At 60.5% G+C, this 16,552-nt stretch carries 14 protein-coding genes; 11 read left to right on the top strand and 3 right to left on the bottom strand.

Annotated features, from left to right (window positions below; all coding sequences use genetic code 11):
• Positions 1–229 precede the first annotated feature (229 nt).
• The 4 genes from ACRZ95_RS10730 to ACRZ95_RS10745 are packed head-to-tail and all read left to right on the top strand — an operon-like array spanning position 230 to position 5,291.
• Positions 230–1,480, top strand: a complete 1,251-nt coding sequence (locus ACRZ95_RS10730; RefSeq protein ID WP_170675932.1) for a sarcosine oxidase subunit beta family protein — start codon at positions 230–232, stop codon at positions 1,478–1,480.
• 13 nt (positions 1,481–1,493) lie between these two features.
• Positions 1,494–1,784 carry a sarcosine oxidase subunit delta gene (locus ACRZ95_RS10735; RefSeq protein ID WP_170549138.1) on the top strand — a complete coding sequence of 97 codons (291 nt, stop codon included), beginning with the start codon at positions 1,494–1,496 and terminating at the stop codon, positions 1,782–1,784.
• Positions 1,781–4,735, top strand: a complete 2,955-nt coding sequence (locus tag ACRZ95_RS10740; RefSeq protein ID WP_480554925.1) for a sarcosine oxidase subunit alpha family protein — start codon at positions 1,781–1,783, stop codon at positions 4,733–4,735. Before ACRZ95_RS10735 ends, ACRZ95_RS10740 begins: the two co-directional genes overlap by 4 nt.
• Positions 4,728–5,291 (top strand): aminomethyltransferase family protein, encoded by a 564-nt coding sequence (locus tag ACRZ95_RS10745; protein WP_170675930.1) that lies wholly within the window; start codon positions 4,728–4,730, stop codon positions 5,289–5,291. The genes ACRZ95_RS10740 and ACRZ95_RS10745 overlap by 8 nt, the downstream gene beginning before the upstream one ends.
• A 3-nt stretch (positions 5,292–5,294) precedes the next feature.
• On the opposite strand, the gene ACRZ95_RS10750 is transcribed toward ACRZ95_RS10745, so the two are convergent.
• Positions 5,295–6,302, bottom strand: a complete 1,008-nt coding sequence (locus tag ACRZ95_RS10750; protein ID WP_170675929.1) for a helix-turn-helix domain-containing protein — start codon at positions 6,300–6,302, stop codon at positions 5,295–5,297.
• Positions 6,299–7,195, bottom strand: coding sequence for a LysR substrate-binding domain-containing protein (locus tag ACRZ95_RS10755; protein ID WP_170675928.1), 897 nt, complete (start codon positions 7,193–7,195; stop codon positions 6,299–6,301). The genes ACRZ95_RS10750 and ACRZ95_RS10755 overlap by 4 nt, the downstream gene beginning before the upstream one ends.
• Positions 7,196–7,302: 107 nt before the next feature.
• Between ACRZ95_RS10755 and ACRZ95_RS10760 the strand changes: the two genes are divergently transcribed.
• The 6 genes from ACRZ95_RS10760 (at position 7,303) to ACRZ95_RS10785 (ending at position 14,840) form a co-directional block, all read left to right on the top strand.
• A complete protein-coding gene (locus ACRZ95_RS10760) occupies positions 7,303–8,751 on the top strand; it encodes an aldehyde dehydrogenase family protein (RefSeq protein ID WP_170675927.1) in 1,449 nt (482 codons plus the stop codon).
• Positions 8,751–9,725, top strand: a complete 975-nt coding sequence (locus ACRZ95_RS10765; protein WP_170675926.1) for a membrane dipeptidase — start codon at positions 8,751–8,753, stop codon at positions 9,723–9,725. Before ACRZ95_RS10760 ends, ACRZ95_RS10765 begins: the two co-directional genes overlap by 1 nt.
• A gap of 75 nt (positions 9,726–9,800) precedes the next feature.
• Complete coding sequence (locus ACRZ95_RS10770) at positions 9,801–11,348, top strand: BCCT family transporter (RefSeq protein ID WP_170675925.1); 1,548 nt, start codon at positions 9,801–9,803, stop codon at positions 11,346–11,348.
• A gap of 95 nt (positions 11,349–11,443) precedes the next feature.
• The gene (locus tag ACRZ95_RS10775; protein WP_170675924.1) at positions 11,444–13,135 is read left to right on the top strand and encodes a hypothetical protein; all 1,692 of its coding nucleotides are present in this window, start codon (positions 11,444–11,446) and stop codon (positions 13,133–13,135) included.
• On the top strand, positions 13,132–13,782 hold the full coding sequence (locus ACRZ95_RS10780; RefSeq protein WP_170639799.1) for a DUF3726 domain-containing protein: 651 nt from the start codon (positions 13,132–13,134) through the stop codon (positions 13,780–13,782). The genes ACRZ95_RS10775 and ACRZ95_RS10780 overlap by 4 nt, the downstream gene beginning before the upstream one ends.
• 50 nt (positions 13,783–13,832) lie before the next feature.
• On the top strand, positions 13,833–14,840 hold the full coding sequence (locus tag ACRZ95_RS10785) for an Ldh family oxidoreductase (protein WP_170675923.1): 1,008 nt from the start codon (positions 13,833–13,835) through the stop codon (positions 14,838–14,840).
• A 79-nt stretch (positions 14,841–14,919) separates the two neighbouring features.
• Here ACRZ95_RS10785 and ACRZ95_RS10790 read toward each other — a convergent pair whose 3' ends face one another.
• A complete protein-coding gene (locus ACRZ95_RS10790) occupies positions 14,920–15,414 on the bottom strand; it encodes a flavin reductase family protein (RefSeq protein ID WP_170675922.1) in 495 nt (164 codons plus the stop codon).
• A gap of 103 nt (positions 15,415–15,517) precedes the next feature.
• Here ACRZ95_RS10790 and ACRZ95_RS10795 point away from each other — a divergent pair, with 103 nt between their 5' ends.
• The gene (locus ACRZ95_RS10795; RefSeq protein ID WP_170675921.1) at positions 15,518–16,492 is read left to right on the top strand and encodes a LysR substrate-binding domain-containing protein; all 975 of its coding nucleotides are present in this window, start codon (positions 15,518–15,520) and stop codon (positions 16,490–16,492) included.
• The last annotated feature ends 60 nt before the right edge of the window (positions 16,493–16,552 follow it).

Below are 16,552 nucleotides of genomic sequence, written 5' to 3' on the forward strand. Positions count from 1 at the left end.
GGGTGTCGTAGCCGTGATTCTAAAAACGGTAAACAATAATGATGAACAATAAAAAATAGATAAATAAAAATTACCTAATGTGCATCAGGCCGCTGTTAGAGCTTGAAACGCCAAAACGGCGACACTCTGATGGCATCTGTCGCATCTGAGATAGCTTCTGTCCGAAATCGACACTGAAAACGGGGGCGACCTGGGTGCATAAAGTAAGCTGCAACGAATAGGAGCCTACATGCGATTCTCGGCGCTGCGACTTTTCAAAGAGGCCGTGACCGGCCACAAGGGCTGGGGTCCGCAATGGCGCGACCCAGAGCCTGCTGATGCTTATGACTATGTGATCGTGGGTGGTGGCGGCCACGGACTGGCCACAGCTTACTATCTGGCCAAGGAATTTGGTGCCGCGCGCGTCGCGGTGCTGGAAAAAGGCTGGATCGGCGGCGGTAATGTGGGTCGGAACACGACGATCATCCGCTCGAACTACCTACTGGACGGGAATGAGCCGTTCTACGAGTTCTCGCTGAAGCTGTGGGAAAACCTCGAACAGGACTTCAACTATAACGCCATGGTCAGCCAGCGCGGTATTCTGAACCTGGTCCACACCGACGCACAGCGGGATGCGGCGCGGCGGCGGGGCAATGCGATGATCCTGAATGGATCCGACGCCGAGCTGCTGGATACCGCAGGCGTCCGGGCCATGTATCCGTTCCTGAATTTCGCTGACGCCAGGTTCCCGATCAAAGGCGGCCTGCTGCACCGTCGCGGCGGCACCGTGCGCCACGACGCGGTGGCGTGGGGATACGCGCGCGGCGCGGACATGCGCGGCGTGGATATCATTCAGAACTGCGAGGTGACGGGTTTCCGCATTGAAAATGGCAAGGTTCTGGGGGTCGATACCACCCGCGGCTTCATTGGGGCCAAAAAGGTCGGTGTCTCTGTTGCGGGCAGTTCCAGCCGCGTGATGGAGAAGGCGGGGATGCGCCTGCCGATCGAAAGCCACGTGTTGCAGGCCTTCGTCTCAGAGGGTCTGAAGCCGTTCATTGACGGCGTCATCACCTATGGGGCGGGGCACTTCTACTGCAGCCAGTCCGACAAAGGTGGTCTGGTCTTTGGTGGCGACATCGACATGTACAACACTTACGCCCAACGCGGGAACTTGCCCGTGGTCGAGGATGTGATCGAAAGCGGTATGGCGCTGATCCCGGCACTTGGGCGTGCGCGTCTCCTACGCAGTTGGGGCGGGATCATGGATATGTCGATGGACGGCTCTCCGTTTATCGACAAGACGCATATCGACGGGCTCTATTTCAATGGCGGATGGTGTTACGGCGGGTTCAAGGCCACGCCCGCCTCTGGTTATTGCTTTGCGCATCTTCTGAAAACCGACCGTCCGCATGAAACCGCCACGGCCTACCGGCTGGACCGGTTCATGACCGGTCACATGATCGACGAAAAAGGGCAGGGCGCCCAACCAAACCTGCACTGAGAGGGCGTATCAGATGATTATCAATCACCCCTTGCTTGGCCCGCGCGACGCGCAGGAGTTCACCTATCTGGGCGATGCTTCGCTGATCAATCGTCCCGATTGGCAGGCCGAGGACGCGGCGCAAGCGTTTCACGACTATCTTTACCTGCGCGACAACCCGGCGGGCGAGCATCGTGAGCTTTGGTATCACGAACAAGGCGACCGGTCGTGGCTGGTGGTCACGCGCAACACGCTGACCCATGAAATCCTGAAAGTCGAACTGGCCCGTGACGTGGCCAAAGCGGCAGGGAAGGCTGCACAATGACTCAAAGCAATCGACTGAATGGCGGGCTGATCAACCGCGACGCCAGCCTCAGCTTCACCTTCGATGGCAAGTCCTATCAGGGCTATGAGGGCGATACGCTGGCTTCGGCCTTGTTGGCCAATGGCGTGCGCCTGATGGGCCGGTCGTTCAAATACCATCGCCCGCGCGGCCCCCTAACCGCGGGCAGCGAAGAGCCGAACGCCCTCGTCGAGCTTCGCTCAGGTGGGCGGCAGGAGCCGAACACCCGCGCCACCGTGGCCGAGCTGTACGACGGCCTGAACGCCAATTCCCAGAACCGCTGGCCGTCGTTGGAACGCGATTTCATGGCGATCAATGACCGGTTCTCGAACTTCCTGACGGCAGGGTTTTACTACAAGACCTTCATGTGGCCCAAGGCGTTCTGGGAAAAGCTGTATGAGCCGATCATCCGCAAGGCCGCCGGTCTGGGTAGCCTGACGGGTGAGGATGATCCCGATCTCTATGACAAGGGCTTCCTGCATTGCGATCTGATGATCGTCGGCGCGGGCCCGACCGGTCTGGCGGCGGCGCTGACCGCAGGACGTGCGGGCGCTCAGGTTATTCTGGTGGATGAAGATTTCCGCATGGGTGGGCGTCTGATTGCCGAGACCGGCGCTTTGGCCGATATCTCCGGCGCGGCCTGGGTCGACCAGGCTCTGGCCGAGCTGGCATCGATGAACAATGTGCGGGTCATGCCGCGTACAACCGTATTCGGAGCCTATGACCATGGGATCTATGGCGCGGTTGAACGCAATGCGGATCACCTGATCGCGCCCGCGGCTGACAAACCCCGCCAAACCCTGTGGCGCATCTACTCCAAGCGCGCGCTGATCGCGACCGGGGCCATCGAACGCCCCACCGCGTTCGAAAACAACGACCGGCCTGGTATCCTGCTGGCCGGAGCGGTTCGGTCCTACGCCAACCGCTGGGCCGCAACGCCGGCGCAATCGGTTGTAGTTTTTGCCAACAATGACGACGCGCACCAGACGGCACGCGATCTAATTGCGCAGGGTATTAAGGTCCCGGCCATTGTCGACACGCGCCCAGATGCTGCGGATGTCGAGGGAACCGAAGTTCTCAAAGGGGCCGAGATCATCAACACCTCGGGCCGTCTGGGTCTGACTTCGGTGCAAGTGCGCACTGAGAAAGGGTATACAACGGATCTCTATTGTGAGGCGCTGGCGATGTCCGGCGGCTGGAACCCGAACTTGGGCCTAACCTGCCATCAGCGCGGTCGCCCTGTCTGGAACGCGGATATCCACGCCTTTGTTCCGGGTAAGGGCCTACCCGTCGGTCAGATCGTGGCAGGCGCGGCCAAGGGTGAGATGACCACCGAAGCGGCGCTGCAAGGTGGTGCGGCGGCGGCGGTATCAGCTCTGGGCGATCTCGGCATCACGGCATCACCCGTTGATCTGCCCGCTGCTGCCGATGCGCCGGTCTCGATTAGCCCCTTCTGGCACGTCAAAGGCGCAAAACGCGCGTGGCTGGATTATCAGAACGACGTAACCGTCAAAGACGTCAAGCTGGCACACCAAGAGAACTTCACCTCGGTCGAGCATCTCAAACGCTATACCACGCTGGGCATGGCGACCGATCAGGGTAAGACCTCGAACCTGGGTGCCCTGGCCGTGATGGCCGAGCTGACAGGCAAGTCCATTCAGGACACTGGCACAACCATCTTCCGCCCGCCTTATACGCCGGTGGCGATGGGTGCGTTCGGTGGCCGTGCAGTGGGCAAGGATTTCCACCCGACTCGCCTGACGCCCAGCCACAAATGGGCCGAGGAACAGGGCGCCGTGTTTGTCGAGGCCGGCAATTGGCTACGTGCCCAATGGTTCCCGCGCAAGGGCGAAACCCATTGGCGCCAATCGGTGGACCGCGAGGTGCTGAAGACAAGAAACTCGGTCGGTGTGTGCGATGTGACGACGCTAGGCAAGATCGACGTGCAGGGCGCGGATGCTGCGGCTTTCCTGAACATGGTCTACTCTAACGCGTTCGCCAAACTGCCCGTGGGCAAGGTGCGCTATGGCCTGATGCTGCGCGAGGATGGCATTGCCTATGACGACGGTACCGCCGCGCGGTTTGCCGAGGACCATTTCGTCGTGACCACCACCACCGCCAACGCGGTTCTGGTCTATCGCAATATGGAATTCGTCCGCCAATGCCTGTGCCCGGATATGGACGTGCAGCTGATCTCGACTACCGAGGCCTGGGCGCAATATGCCGTGGCCGGTCCCAACAGCCGCAAACTGCTGCAAAAGATCGTGGACCCTGACTTTGACATCTCGAACGAGGCGTTCCCCTTCATGGGTTGCGCTGAGATCACAGTCTGCGGCGGCCTGCGCGCGCGACTGTTCCGGATCTCGTTCTCGGGCGAGCTGGCCTATGAAATCGCGGTGCCCACACGCTATGGCGACGGGCTGATGCGCGCGCTGATGGAGGCGGGTGAAGAGTTCGACGTGGTGCCCTACGGTACTGAGGCTTTGGGCGTCATGCGGATCGAAAAGGGTCATGCTACCGGCAATGAGCTGAACGGTACGACCACGGCTCTGAACCTTGGCATGGCGCGTATGGTCAGCACCAAGAAGGACTGTATTGGCAACACGCTCAGCCGTCGGGAAGGGCTGAATGCCCCGGACGCGCTGGCTCTGGTCGGTCTCAAGCCGGTGGATGCTAAGGACAGCGTGCCTGCGGGCGGGCATCTGATGAATGCCACCGGGCCGGTCGATGCGGCGCATGATCAGGGCTATGTCACCTCGGCCGCCTATTCGCCGATCCTGGAAAGCTCGATCGGGTTGGCATTTGTCAAAGGTGGCTCTGACCGGATAGGTGAAAAACTGCGTCTGGTGAACCCGCTGGAAGGCCAAGAGGTCATGGTAGAAATCGTCAGCGCTCATTTCGTGGACCCGGAAGGGGAGAAGCTTCGTGCATAAACTGAAACCTATCACCCCGCTGGGCGGCGACACGCCGCGTGTCGATACGGTCGGTTCGATCACGATCACCGAGGTCGTGGATCAGGCGCTGGCGTCGGTCGCGGCCCGCAACGATCAGGCCGGTGCCGTGCAAAAGGCGCTGGCCGACAAGATCGGTCTGAGCGTGCCCGAGGTGGGCCAATCCGCTCAGGCCGCACCCTATGCTGCGCTCTGGATGGGGCCGGAGCAATGGATGGTCATGGCCCCGCATGACAGTCACGAATTGCTGGCCGCCGAGTTGAAGCAGATCGTCGGTGACACCGCATCGGTTTCCGAGCAAACGGATGGCTGGTGCCGGTTCGACGTGCAGGGCGCGGCTCTGTGCGATCTGTTCGAACGGCTCAGCAACGCGCCGGTCCGCATGATGGGGTCGGGCGCGGCGATCCGAACCACGGCGGAGCATCTGGGCGTCTTCCTATGGCGTCTGGCCGAGGACCACATGGCCGTTCTTGGCCCGCGCTCTTCGGCGGAGTCGCTGCATCACGGCCTGTTGGCCGCCGCGAAATCCATCGCCTGAAGCTTAGCCCGAGGGCAGCACATCGTCGCTGCCCACCCGCATCGAGTTCTTGGCACGCCGGTCGCTGATCGGCGTGACCCCAAACGTCTCACGATAGTGCCGCATGAAGGCGCTGGGTGTGGCGTAGCCGACCATATAGGCGACCTCGGCGATCGGGTCGTTCGTATACAGCACCAATTGCCGCGCCTGGTTCATCCGCATCCGCCGATAATATGTCAAAGGGCTGTGCCCTGTGGCCTTTTTGAAGCTCCGCTCCAGTGACCGCGCCGAAAGGCCCACGGCATCGGCGACTTCGCTGATCTGGATGGGGTTTTCGATATGTTCGGCAAAGTGCTGAATAGCCTTTGCGACTTGCTTGGGCAAAAGATCCTGACTTTGCGCGGTTGAGATTGCGGGCACCTTTTGCGTGACGGTCCCGCTGCGAATGAAGGGATGCTGGAACCAACAGGCGACCTCGGCCATGACATCACCGCCTAGGCGTTTTTCGATCAAGGCCAGCATGTGATCGAAAACGGCAGAGGCGCCCGAGATCGTGCTAAAGGCCCCTTCTTCGCAGATCACTGTCCCATGGATCGGGATTTCGGGAAATTCAGCCTGAAAAGCGGCCTCGTAGCACCAATGCACCGACAAAGGGTTGTCGCGGGTCAGCCGGGTGCGGGCAAGGGGAAAGACACCGCCGCTGATTGCGCCGATACGGGTCTTGTTCCGCATCAGACGCTGAAGCGCTGCATTCGCCTTTGAGGGCTTGTCGAACACGCTGTTCGGGCTTGAGGCAAATAGCAGATGCGTCAGGGATTGAGCCTCGGCCAAGGTGCTGTCGGGGAAAAAGGTGACCCCGGCCGAGGACTGGATCGGTTGGTCTTGCTCAGCAATGACATGCCAGCTGAACGCCTCATGCCCCGAGATCTCATTCGCCGCGCGCAGCGGTTCGATACAGGATGTCAGGCATGCCATTGGGAACCCCGGAAAGATCAGGATGCCCAGCGAAATTTTCTCGACCTGATCTGTCATGAGCGTTGTTCTTTCACTAGGTCCTCGACAGTTTCGAGGATGTCATTTTCCAGTCTCCGGGCAGCGGGCGACAGCGCAGAATCAGCCTTGCGTATGAGGTGAATTTGCCGCTTGGCCGTCGTATCCGCCAGAGGGCGGAACACCAGATCGGATTGCCCGGCCGAAATTGCTGCCATCTCGGGCAGGAGTGTGACCCCGATCCCGGCTCGGACCATGCCCAGAATAGAGGTGATGTTATGTGCCGAAAACCGAGAGCCCGCGTGCAGTTTTTCCGCCTCGGGCCCGGGGATGCTTTCGGACAGGCTGTTGGCGATCAACTGCTCATTCTCAAGCGCGTCCCATTCGATTGCGCCAGTGTCACTGGCCAGCGGGTGGTCCGGTGTCAGCAGTACGCCGAACCAGTCGGTCAGCAGAAGCTGACTGTGTAGACCCGAGCCGTTCCCGCGCAGTGTCGCGATGCCGATATCAATGCGCCCCCGCGACAGCTCGTGCAGGACGGACTTGGAATCCATGTCGCGCAGTTCCACCCTCACTTTCTCGTAAGCCTTGGTATTTCTGGAAAAAACGCGTGGTATGATCGTGCCTGCCACCGATGGAACTGTCGCAATTCTGACATGTCCCAAACTGGCATCGGCAAAGTTTTCGATGGCCCGAACCGTATTGTCGAAATGCTGTAATTCCAGTTGCGATTGCTCGAACACGAACTCACCCAATGCGGTCAGCTTGTTCTTGCGGTCCGTCTCAAACAGCGGTTCGCCCAGATGCGTCTCAAACTGCTTGAGCATCATCGACACCGCCGAAGGGGTGCGTTTCAGGACAACGGCCGCGTCCGTCAGGTTGCCGGTGCGGGCCACCGCGACAAAGCCGCGAAGCATTTCGATCTTGAGTGTCATGTTGGAAGCTTCAATCTTGCTGAAGTAAACTTCAATAATTTTAGTTTGATTGATTGTCGCAAAAGAGTCCATACCCGCTCAGCAAATTCTCTATGGGGCAAACGGCTATGGCTGACATTCAAAAGAACCTGATCGCTGGTGAGTGGGTCACCGGTGAAGGTGAGATCGAAAACCGCAACCCATCGGACCTGAGCGATCTGGTCGGCATGTTTGCACAGGCCAGCGCGGATCAGCTTGAGGCAACATTGGATCAGGCGCGTGCCGCTCAGCGTGAGTGGGCCGCCTATGGGCTGGAGCGCAAGCAGGCTGTTCTGAACGCGATCGGCAATGAGCTGATGGCCCGCGCCGAGGAACTGGGCACGCTGTTGAGCCGCGAAGAAGGTAAGCCGCTGGCCGAAGGCAAAGGCGAAGTGTTCCGCGCCGGTCAGTTCTTCACCTACTACGCCGCCGAATGCCTGCGTCAGATCGGTGAGAACGCGGATTCCGTGCGCCCCGATATCGAGGTCGATGTTCGCCGTGAGGCCGTTGGCGTTGTTGCCATCATCAGTCCTTGGAACTTCCCCACTGCGACCGCGTCGTGGAAGATCGCTCCGGCGCTGTGCTATGGAAACGCGGTTGTCTGGAAGCCTGCCAACATCACCCCGGCCTCGGCAGTTGCGCTGACCGAGATCATCAACCGTCAGGACATCCCCAAGGGTCTGTTCAGCCTGGTCATGGGTTCGGGCCGGTCCATCGGTCAACGACTGGTGGAAAGCCCCAAGGTCAACGCGATTTCCTTCACCGGCTCGGTTCCGGTGGGTAAGGGTATCGCCGCTGCCGCCATCCAGAACCTGACCAAAGTCCAGATGGAAATGGGATCAAAGAACGCTCTGGCCGTTATGGACGATGCCGATCTGGATCTGGCGGTGACGCTGGCTCTCGGCGGTGCGTTCGGTGGCACCGGTCAGAAATGCACGGCGTCATCGCGGCTCGTGGTCCACTCTGCCATTCATGACGTGTTTGTCGAAAAGCTCATTGCGGGTGCGCAGGCGATGAAAGTGGGCCACGCGCTGGAAAAGGGCGTTCAGATGGGCCCCGTCGTCAGCCAGCAGCAGTTGAGCGAAAACCTGGCCTATGTCGATCTGGGCAAGTCCGAGGGCGCGGAACTGGCCTGTGGCGGTGCGCGTCTCGAGATGCCGCATGACGGGTACTACATGTCGCCCGGCGTGTTCCTGAACACCACCAACGACATGGCGATAAACCGCGAGGAAATGTTTGCACCGCTCACCAGCGTCATCAAGGTTGGCAGCTATGACGAAGCGCTGAGCGTCGTGAACGACACCAACTTTGGCCTGACCTCGGGCATCGTCACCAAGTCGCTGGCCCGCGCCACGCATTTCCGCCGCAATGCGCGCACCGGTGTTGTCACCGTGAACCTGCCCACCGCAGGCACCGACTATCACGTGCCCTTCGGTGGTCGTGGCGACAGCTCTTACGGTCCGCGTGAGCAGGGCAAGGCGGCGGCCGAGTTCTACACCACGGTCAAAACTGCCTATATCAGCGCAGGCCCCGTCTGATGCTGATCGACTGCCTACAATATGTGAACTGGTCGGAGAAGGTCTTCCGCCAGTTGCGGGAGGGAGGCGTGGATGCGATCCACGTCACCATCGCCTATCATGAGAACTTTCGTGAAACGGTGTTGAATTTCGAACAGTGGAATCGCTGGTTCGAGCAATACCCGGACCTGATCATGAAAGGGCAGTGGGCCAGCGACATCGACACGGCGCGGGAAACCGGTCGGACAGCGGTGTTCTTCGGGTTCCAGAACCCAAGCCCGATGGAAGACGATATCGGCCTGATCGAGATCCTGCACACGCTGGGTGCGCGGTTCATGCAGCTGACTTATAACAACCAGTCGCTGCTGGCGACCGGCTGCTATGAGGCCGAGGATTCCGGCATCACCCGCATGGGCAAGCAGGTCATCAAAGAGATGAACCGCGTGGGCCTTGTGATTGACATGAGCCACTCGGCCGATCGCTCGACCATCGAAGCGGCTGAAATCTCGGAACGTCCCATCGCCATCACCCATGCGAACCCCTATGACTGGTCGCCCGCCCTGCGCAACAAGCGTGACGCGGTGATCCGGGCGGTGACGGAAAACGGCGGCATGCTGGGTTTCTCGGTGTACCCGCACCATCTGAAGGACAAATCCGACTGCACGTTGGAAAGCTTCTGCGAGATGATCGCGCGCACGGCGGAGAAATACGGTGCGCAGCATCTGGGGATCGGCACCGACCTGTGTCAGGACCAGCCCGACAATATCGTGGAATGGATGCGCGTGGGTCGTTGGACGAAGGAAATCGACTATGGCGAAGGCTCAGCCTCGGCCCCCGGTTTCCCGCCCATGCCGGGCTGGTTCAACGACAACCGTGACTTCGGCAACATCCGGGCAGGCCTACGCGCCACCGGCATGAACGAAGACGAAGTGGCCGGGATCATGGGTCGCAACTGGTACCGTTTCTTTGACGAGAACTTCAAACCGCTCGCCTGATACAGGTCAGCTAAACGACGAAGCTATGGCCGCATTCAAGATAGGAACGGCCTGACTACTATTAACGGAGGAGAGATGTCTGAGGCATCTTTGAACACTGCCCCAGTACAGGAAAGCCGGGTGAACAAACCGCTGTTCCTGATCTCTGGCGGTTTTATCGCGCTGTTCTGCATCGCGGCTCTGGTCGATCTGGACGCGCTTTCTGGCGCTGTGGATTGGGGTTTCAATGTCGCGGCCACTTATTTTGGCCTCTACTGGCAGGTGCTGCTGCTGGCCACCTTCCTGATCGGCCTGCTGCTGTGCATACTGCCCGGCGGGCGTGCCATCATGGGCGGCCTGGCCGCGCCCGAGTTCACCACCTTCCAGTGGGGCTCGATGGTCATGTGTACACTGCTGGCCGGTGGCGGCGTGTTCTGGGCGGCAGGTGAGCCGATTGCCCATTTTCTGTACCCCGCGCCGCTTTACGGTGGCGAAGGGGCAACGGCCGAGGCCGTGAACCCGGCCATCGCCCAGAGCTTCATGCATTGGGGGTTCCTCGCATGGGCCATTTTGGGGTCGCTGACCACGGTCATGCTCATGCATTACCACTATGAAAAGGGCATGCCGCTGGCGCCGCGCACGCTGCTGTACCCGGTGTTCGGCGACAAGGCGATCAACGGGCCGATTGGCCTCATTGCGGATGCGTCCTCGATCATCGCTGTGGTTGCGGGCACGGTTGGCCCCATTGGCTTCCTGGGTCTGCAGGTGAGCTATGGTCTGGCCGATCTGTTCGGCTTTTCGGATACGTTTGCCCTGCAGGCGACCGTTATTGCCGGGCTTGCTGCGATCTACACGATCTCGGCCATGACGGGTCTGTCGCGTGGTATTCAGGTTATGTCCAAGGTCAACGTGATCCTAGCGGCTTTCCTGCTGCTGTTCGTTCTGATCGCAGGGCCGACCGGGTTCATCTTTGGCTCGTTCTTCTCGGGCTTTGGCACTTACGTTGGCAACTTCTTCCAGATGGCGCTGTACCGTGGTGAGGCCGGTCTGTTCGGTGAACCCGGCTGGCTGGGCTGGTGGACCGTGTTCTTCTGGGGTTGGTTCATGGGCTATGGCCCGCTGATGGCAATGTTCATTGCGCGGGTGTCGCGCGGTCGTTCGATCCGGTCGATCATCATCATGCTGTCGATCATCGCGCCGATCGTGACCAACTTCTGGTTCACCATCATCGGTGGCACCGGCATCGCCATGGAGCTTGAGAACCCCGGCACAATCGCAACTGCGTTCGAAGGCTTCAACCTGCCCGCCGCCCTGTTGGCGATCACCAACAACCTGCCGATGGGCTTCGTTGTCTCGATCTTGTTCCTGATCCTGACGACCATCTTTGTGGCTACCACTGGCGACTCGATGAGCTATGTCATTTCTGCGACCATGAGCAACGAGAACAACCCGCCGGCAGCGCTGCGCGTGTTTTGGGGCATCGCGATGGGCCTTATGGCCATCATCCTGATCTCGGTTGGATCGGGCGGTGTGTCCAAGCTGCAGAGCTTTATCGTGGTGACCGCTGTTCCGGTGTCTCTGATCTTGCTACCGTCGCTGTGGGATGCGCTGCGCATCACGCTGGCGAAGGGCAAAGAGAGCTAAGCGATCCATGGCTGGGCCGGACCTTCCGGCCCGCCAACACGCCTGAAGATTTCAGGAGAAGACCAGATTAGTACCACCTGAGGAGGCACAACCGAATGACAGACGTTTCCCGTCGTGATCCGAACATGGTGATGCGCCTTGCCCGTCTTGGCTCCATGCATCAGTCGCGCCTTTCGTTCATGCGTATCCTGACGCGACGACTGGCGCAGGAAAACTGGCGGTTTGAAAAAACTGCGTTCGAAATCGACGGCACCGGCGTTGGCCATGCCGTCTATACCGCGCATGGGCCTGAGCGATCATATTCCCTGATCGCCTATGCCCATGATCTGCCGCCCGAGAAACGCTCGGACCGAGTGATCGCCGAGGCCTGGGATGCCACCTTCACCCTCTTTGACGGCGTGCCCAACGACGCCGATATCGAGCGTCTTTCGCACAATATCCCCGTTCAGGAAGCTGGGCGCGTGACAGGGTCTGAGCTTTCGGTGTCCCGCGCCAACCGCTCGGTGCGTTTGTGGGAGCATGTGGTGAGCGAACTGGCCGAGGGTCGCCAGCCCTCGACCGAGAAGATTGACGCCGTGGGTTACCTGATGCGGACCACTGCGGTTTACGGGTCCGGCAAACTGGGCGCTGCGGATCGCGAAATGATCGCAGACCGTCCGGAATTTCGCGCGCCGTTCCAGGTTGAGATGCTGTCGGTCTACCTGACCCGCTGGTTCGTGACCGATCTGGTGCAATATATGGCTGATACCCGCGCCGCGGCTAACGGAGCGCAGGCCGCAAAGCTGGATGCGGGGATTGCTCGGTCGATGGGGATTGGAAACTCAACCGGTCTGGGGATGGCGCCGTTCTTGCTGAACCATCCGGTGCTGTTCAACAACTGGATGGCCGCGCGCGAAGGCGCAATTCAGGTCGTGCGCGGGGTCGAAAAGGCCAACGATGCGGAAATCGCGGTGTTCCGTGATGTTCTGTTGCGCAACATGCAGATCGTTGAGACCTGGCAGTCTGAACACCCGATCCAGATCGAGAAACTCGCCGCGCTGCGGGCCGATATCGCCAAGGTTCAGGCGTATCTGTCGGACGCGGATCTTGGCGCGGATCGCCCATGGGATGCGCTTTATTCCTGGGCCGAGCAGTCACTGACCCTTGAGGGTCAAGAATGGATCGCCTCGCTGATGCTGGAACCCTACGGCGAATTGGTCGATGCCTTTGCCGAAGGCATGGCGGCAGACAACACCGCCACGTTCCGCATCGCCGGGGCCATGAAGATCGGTGATCTGCGGGCGCTTCTCAAGGATATCTATGGCTGGGCCATTGAGACCGATTGGGCCACCCCCGCCAGCAAGGCGCGCGCCTGGTATGTCTCGGAAGAAAAGCTGGAGCCGCGTCTGGGCGAACGTTTTGAGGAACCGATCGAGGAATACGAGCAGCCCTTGGCCCCCGGTCGGGATGCCGCGCAGCTGTTTCAGGCGCTGGCCCATTGGTCGGATGATGCTCAAGTCGCCGATTTCCTATTGCGCCACCCCGAACACCGTCACGTGCTGCGCCGCGTTCAGATCGTAGGGCGCGCTCCTTATGCTGAGATCCGTGACAACACGATTTCGGACCGGGTGCTGCCTATCGACATGCTGCGCTGCAAGCTGTCCTTCTTCGGGGCGACCAAGTTCGATCCCCGCTCGGACCGTTGGGTGCGGATCTGCATGTATGGAAATGCGCCCCTGCCGCATGAGTTGACATCTGAAAACGCCGATTTCTGGGTCTTCCCGGAACGTGAAGGGGCCGCTGCATGAGCCACTCTCTGAACGAAATTGAGGCTATGAGCAAACGCGCTGCGCGCGGCGCAGGCCTGTCCTGGGGTCTGGCGGAAGAGGCCGCCAAGGGAACACGCTGGCTGGCTGCGTTTGGGTTTTCGGGCGCCGAATTGCTGGCGGACCTATTGGAGATGAACGATCGTATCCCGTCGATCGACGTCTCGCCCGTCTCGCTGAGCGCTGAGATCTGGCATGCTCCTACCCGTCGGATGAGCCCACTGATCGCCGGGGCTTCGCTCAGCGACTGCGCGGTGCGTCTGATGGATCGCGGCTCGATCACCATGGAGAATGTCAGCCTGCCCTTGCTGGCCGTGCCCTTCATGGGAGGGGCTGCATTGCGTTTGGGCGTGCCTGTTGCGGCTGAATGGCAGGGCGCGCGTCTGGCAACGGATGGGCGGCAGATCTGCGTACAGGCCACGCCCGAGGCGCTTGAGGCCCGCCACGCGGACAAGATGGTCTTCAGCGCACCTGCCGAGATGACAGGCCGCCGCGAGCCAGTCCTGCGCGCCGAGGTGTCCGACGCTGACTGGAACAGGCTTGGCGCCTTTGCCCACCGCACATTTGCTCCTGCGACCGAAGAAAGCCGCCTGCGCGGTGCTGGCGCGGGCCTCAGCGACAACGACTGAAACTTCGCCCCTTGCGATGAGGGGCACATACTTACGAACGGAAAAGAAGAATGACCGCCACCGAAACCCTGACCCTGGCCGAGATCGAAGATCTGGCTTTCCGCGCCCTTGTCAAAGCCGGAACATCCGAGGAAAACGCCCGCCCTCTGGCCGTTGCGACCGCAATGACTGAAGCGGATGGCGTGGCCTCGCACGGGTTGGCCTATATCCCGATCTATGCGCAGCATGTGGAATGCGGCAAGGTTAACGGGGCCGCCAAGCCCGTAGTTGCCCAGCCGCGCCCGGCAGTTGTCACCGTGGATGCGGCCACAGGGTTCGCCCACAGCGCGATTGATCTGGGGTTCGAAAAGCTGATCCCGCTGGCGCGCGAGCAGGGCGTTGCGGTTCTGGCCATCAACAACTCGTATAACTGCGGTGTTCTGGGTGTGCATACGCAGCGGTTGGCGCAGGCGGGCCTGATGGGGATCGGGTTCACCAACGCGCCGGCCTCGATCGCGCCGTCGGGTGGGGCAAAGCCGGTTATCGGCACCAACCCGTTCTCGATCTCGGCTCCGGACGCAGATGGAAACGCGGCGCTTCTGATCGACCAGTCCGCCAGCACCATCGCCAAAAGCGAAGTCATGAAACATGCCCGCGAAGGTAAGCCCGTGCCTGAAGGCTGGGTTTTGGACGCGGACGGCCAGCCCACCACGGATCCCGAGGCGGGCCTCAAGGGATCCATGGTGCCGTCCGGCGGCTACAAAGGCGTAGGTATCGCCTTGATGGTCGAGCTTATGGCCGCAGCGATGACCGACGCGACGCTGGGTTCGGTTGCCAGCCCGTTTTCGGGCACGGCGGGTGGCCCGCCGAAAACCGGTCAGTTCTTCATCGCGATTGATCCGCAGGCGACCTCGGGCGGGGCATTCTATGAGAAGCTGGGCGAACTGATTGCCTCGTTCCGCGACCAAGATGGCGCGCGCTTACCGGGCGACGGCCGCCGCACCTGCCGCGAGCGGGCGGCAACCGAAGGTGTTGCCGTAAACGCGGCACTGCTGGAAAAAGTACGCGCGCTTCTCTGACGCGCACAGCATCACAAGATTGAAAGGGCGCATGGTCTGATTGGGGCATGCGCCCTTTTTCGCATGCGTGTTGGAAACCTCAGGCCTGCGGCTCTTGCAGCCACTGAAACCCGCCATCCCAATAGGCCAGAGGGGGGGTGTCGCTGGCCTCCACACGCTCGACCTTGCCGATGAGAATGCGGTGAGAGCCGAAGGGAACCGTCTGGATGTGCAGGCAGGTGAAAATGGCCGAGTCGCCCTTCAGGACCGGCAGGTGGGTGTGTTCATCCATGTCCCAGACATCTTCGGAAAACTTGCGAAGCTCCGCATGCGCGGGGTCACCGGCAAAAGCCAGCGCCATGTCGCTGTGGTTTTGCGCGGCGAAGTTGACGCAATAGACGCCATGCTCTTCGATCATGCCCAGAATGCGACTGTTTTTGTTCAGACAGATCAACACAGCAGGCGGAGTCGCGGTAAGCGAGCAGACAGCGCTGACGGTCGCGCCCTGGGGTCCATGCTCGCCCGGCGTAGTGACAATAGACACCGGTGTCGGCGCTTTGCGCATGGCCGAGATGAATTCAGTCGAGGTCAGCATCTTACGCTCCGGGATTGGGGTGCTCAGAGCTTGCATTAGGCAGGTTTTATCACAAGAATGAATTTCTTGCCGTCAGGCCAAGCCCTCCTTATGCAGGATCACCATGCGACGCGCTTTGAGAACACGATTGAACCAATTGGGTCCGGGTGCCTTGTCCCGGATGGAACCTGTCGGTTTTGATAGCAACCGAATGCGCCGGGGATTACCACCCCTGCAGACGCTGATCGCGTTCGAAGCGGCGGCGCGGTTGCAAAGTTTCACCCTGGCAGCGTCGGAATTGAACCTGACGCAACCCGCCGTTAGCCAGCAGGTAAAACTGCTGGAGGATCGCATTGGCATCCGGTTGTTTCGCAGGTCGAACAACCAGATCAGTCTGACCGAGCAGGGGGAACAGTTTGCCGATTCCGTCGGGGCGATGTTAGACAGCCTGAGCGAAAGCGTTCAGGATCTCGCGCCAGATGCAGGGCGCACCATGCTGACGGTCAGCCTGCTGCCCTCCTTTAGCTCGACCTGGTTTGCGACTCGTGCGACCCGACTTCTTGAGGCGCATCCGCAGATCGACCTGATCACCTTGTCCACCGTGGCCTGCACCGGTTTTGGGCAGGAAGACGCGGATGTCGCCATTCGCTGGGGGCCGGGCGGCACGCCGAATGTCTATCAGGAGCGCCTGTTCGGTGAACGCCATATCCTTGTGGCCTCAGCCGCGCTACAGGATCAGCTGGTCGATGTGAAACGGGTGGATAACCTGGCCGGGCTCCCGTTTTTCAAAGACACCAACCACAGTGAATGGCGTGCGGTGATTGAGCGCAATGGCGGCAACCCGGATTTGTTCGAAAATGGTGCCTATTTCGGCGATGCCAGCGCCACGCTCAACGCCATCGCTTTTGGCGGCGGGATCGGGGTCGCCCGGGATGTCATCGCGCAGCATTTTCTGGACAACGGCACTCTGATCGCGTTGCCGTTCGAGGCGGTGGAAGGCCCGTTTGCCTATCATTTTCTTTGCCCCCACAGCCGCTTGAACCAGCCTCGCGTTCAGGCGTTTCTACACTGGTTGCGACAGGAGGCGTCAGGTGCATAAGAATTTCTTTGGCAATGGCCTAGGAATCGCCATTTGGAAGTTTGGCAGGATTGAGGAAAT

The sequence above is a fragment of the Ruegeria sp. AI3 genome (genome assembly GCF_056541245.1).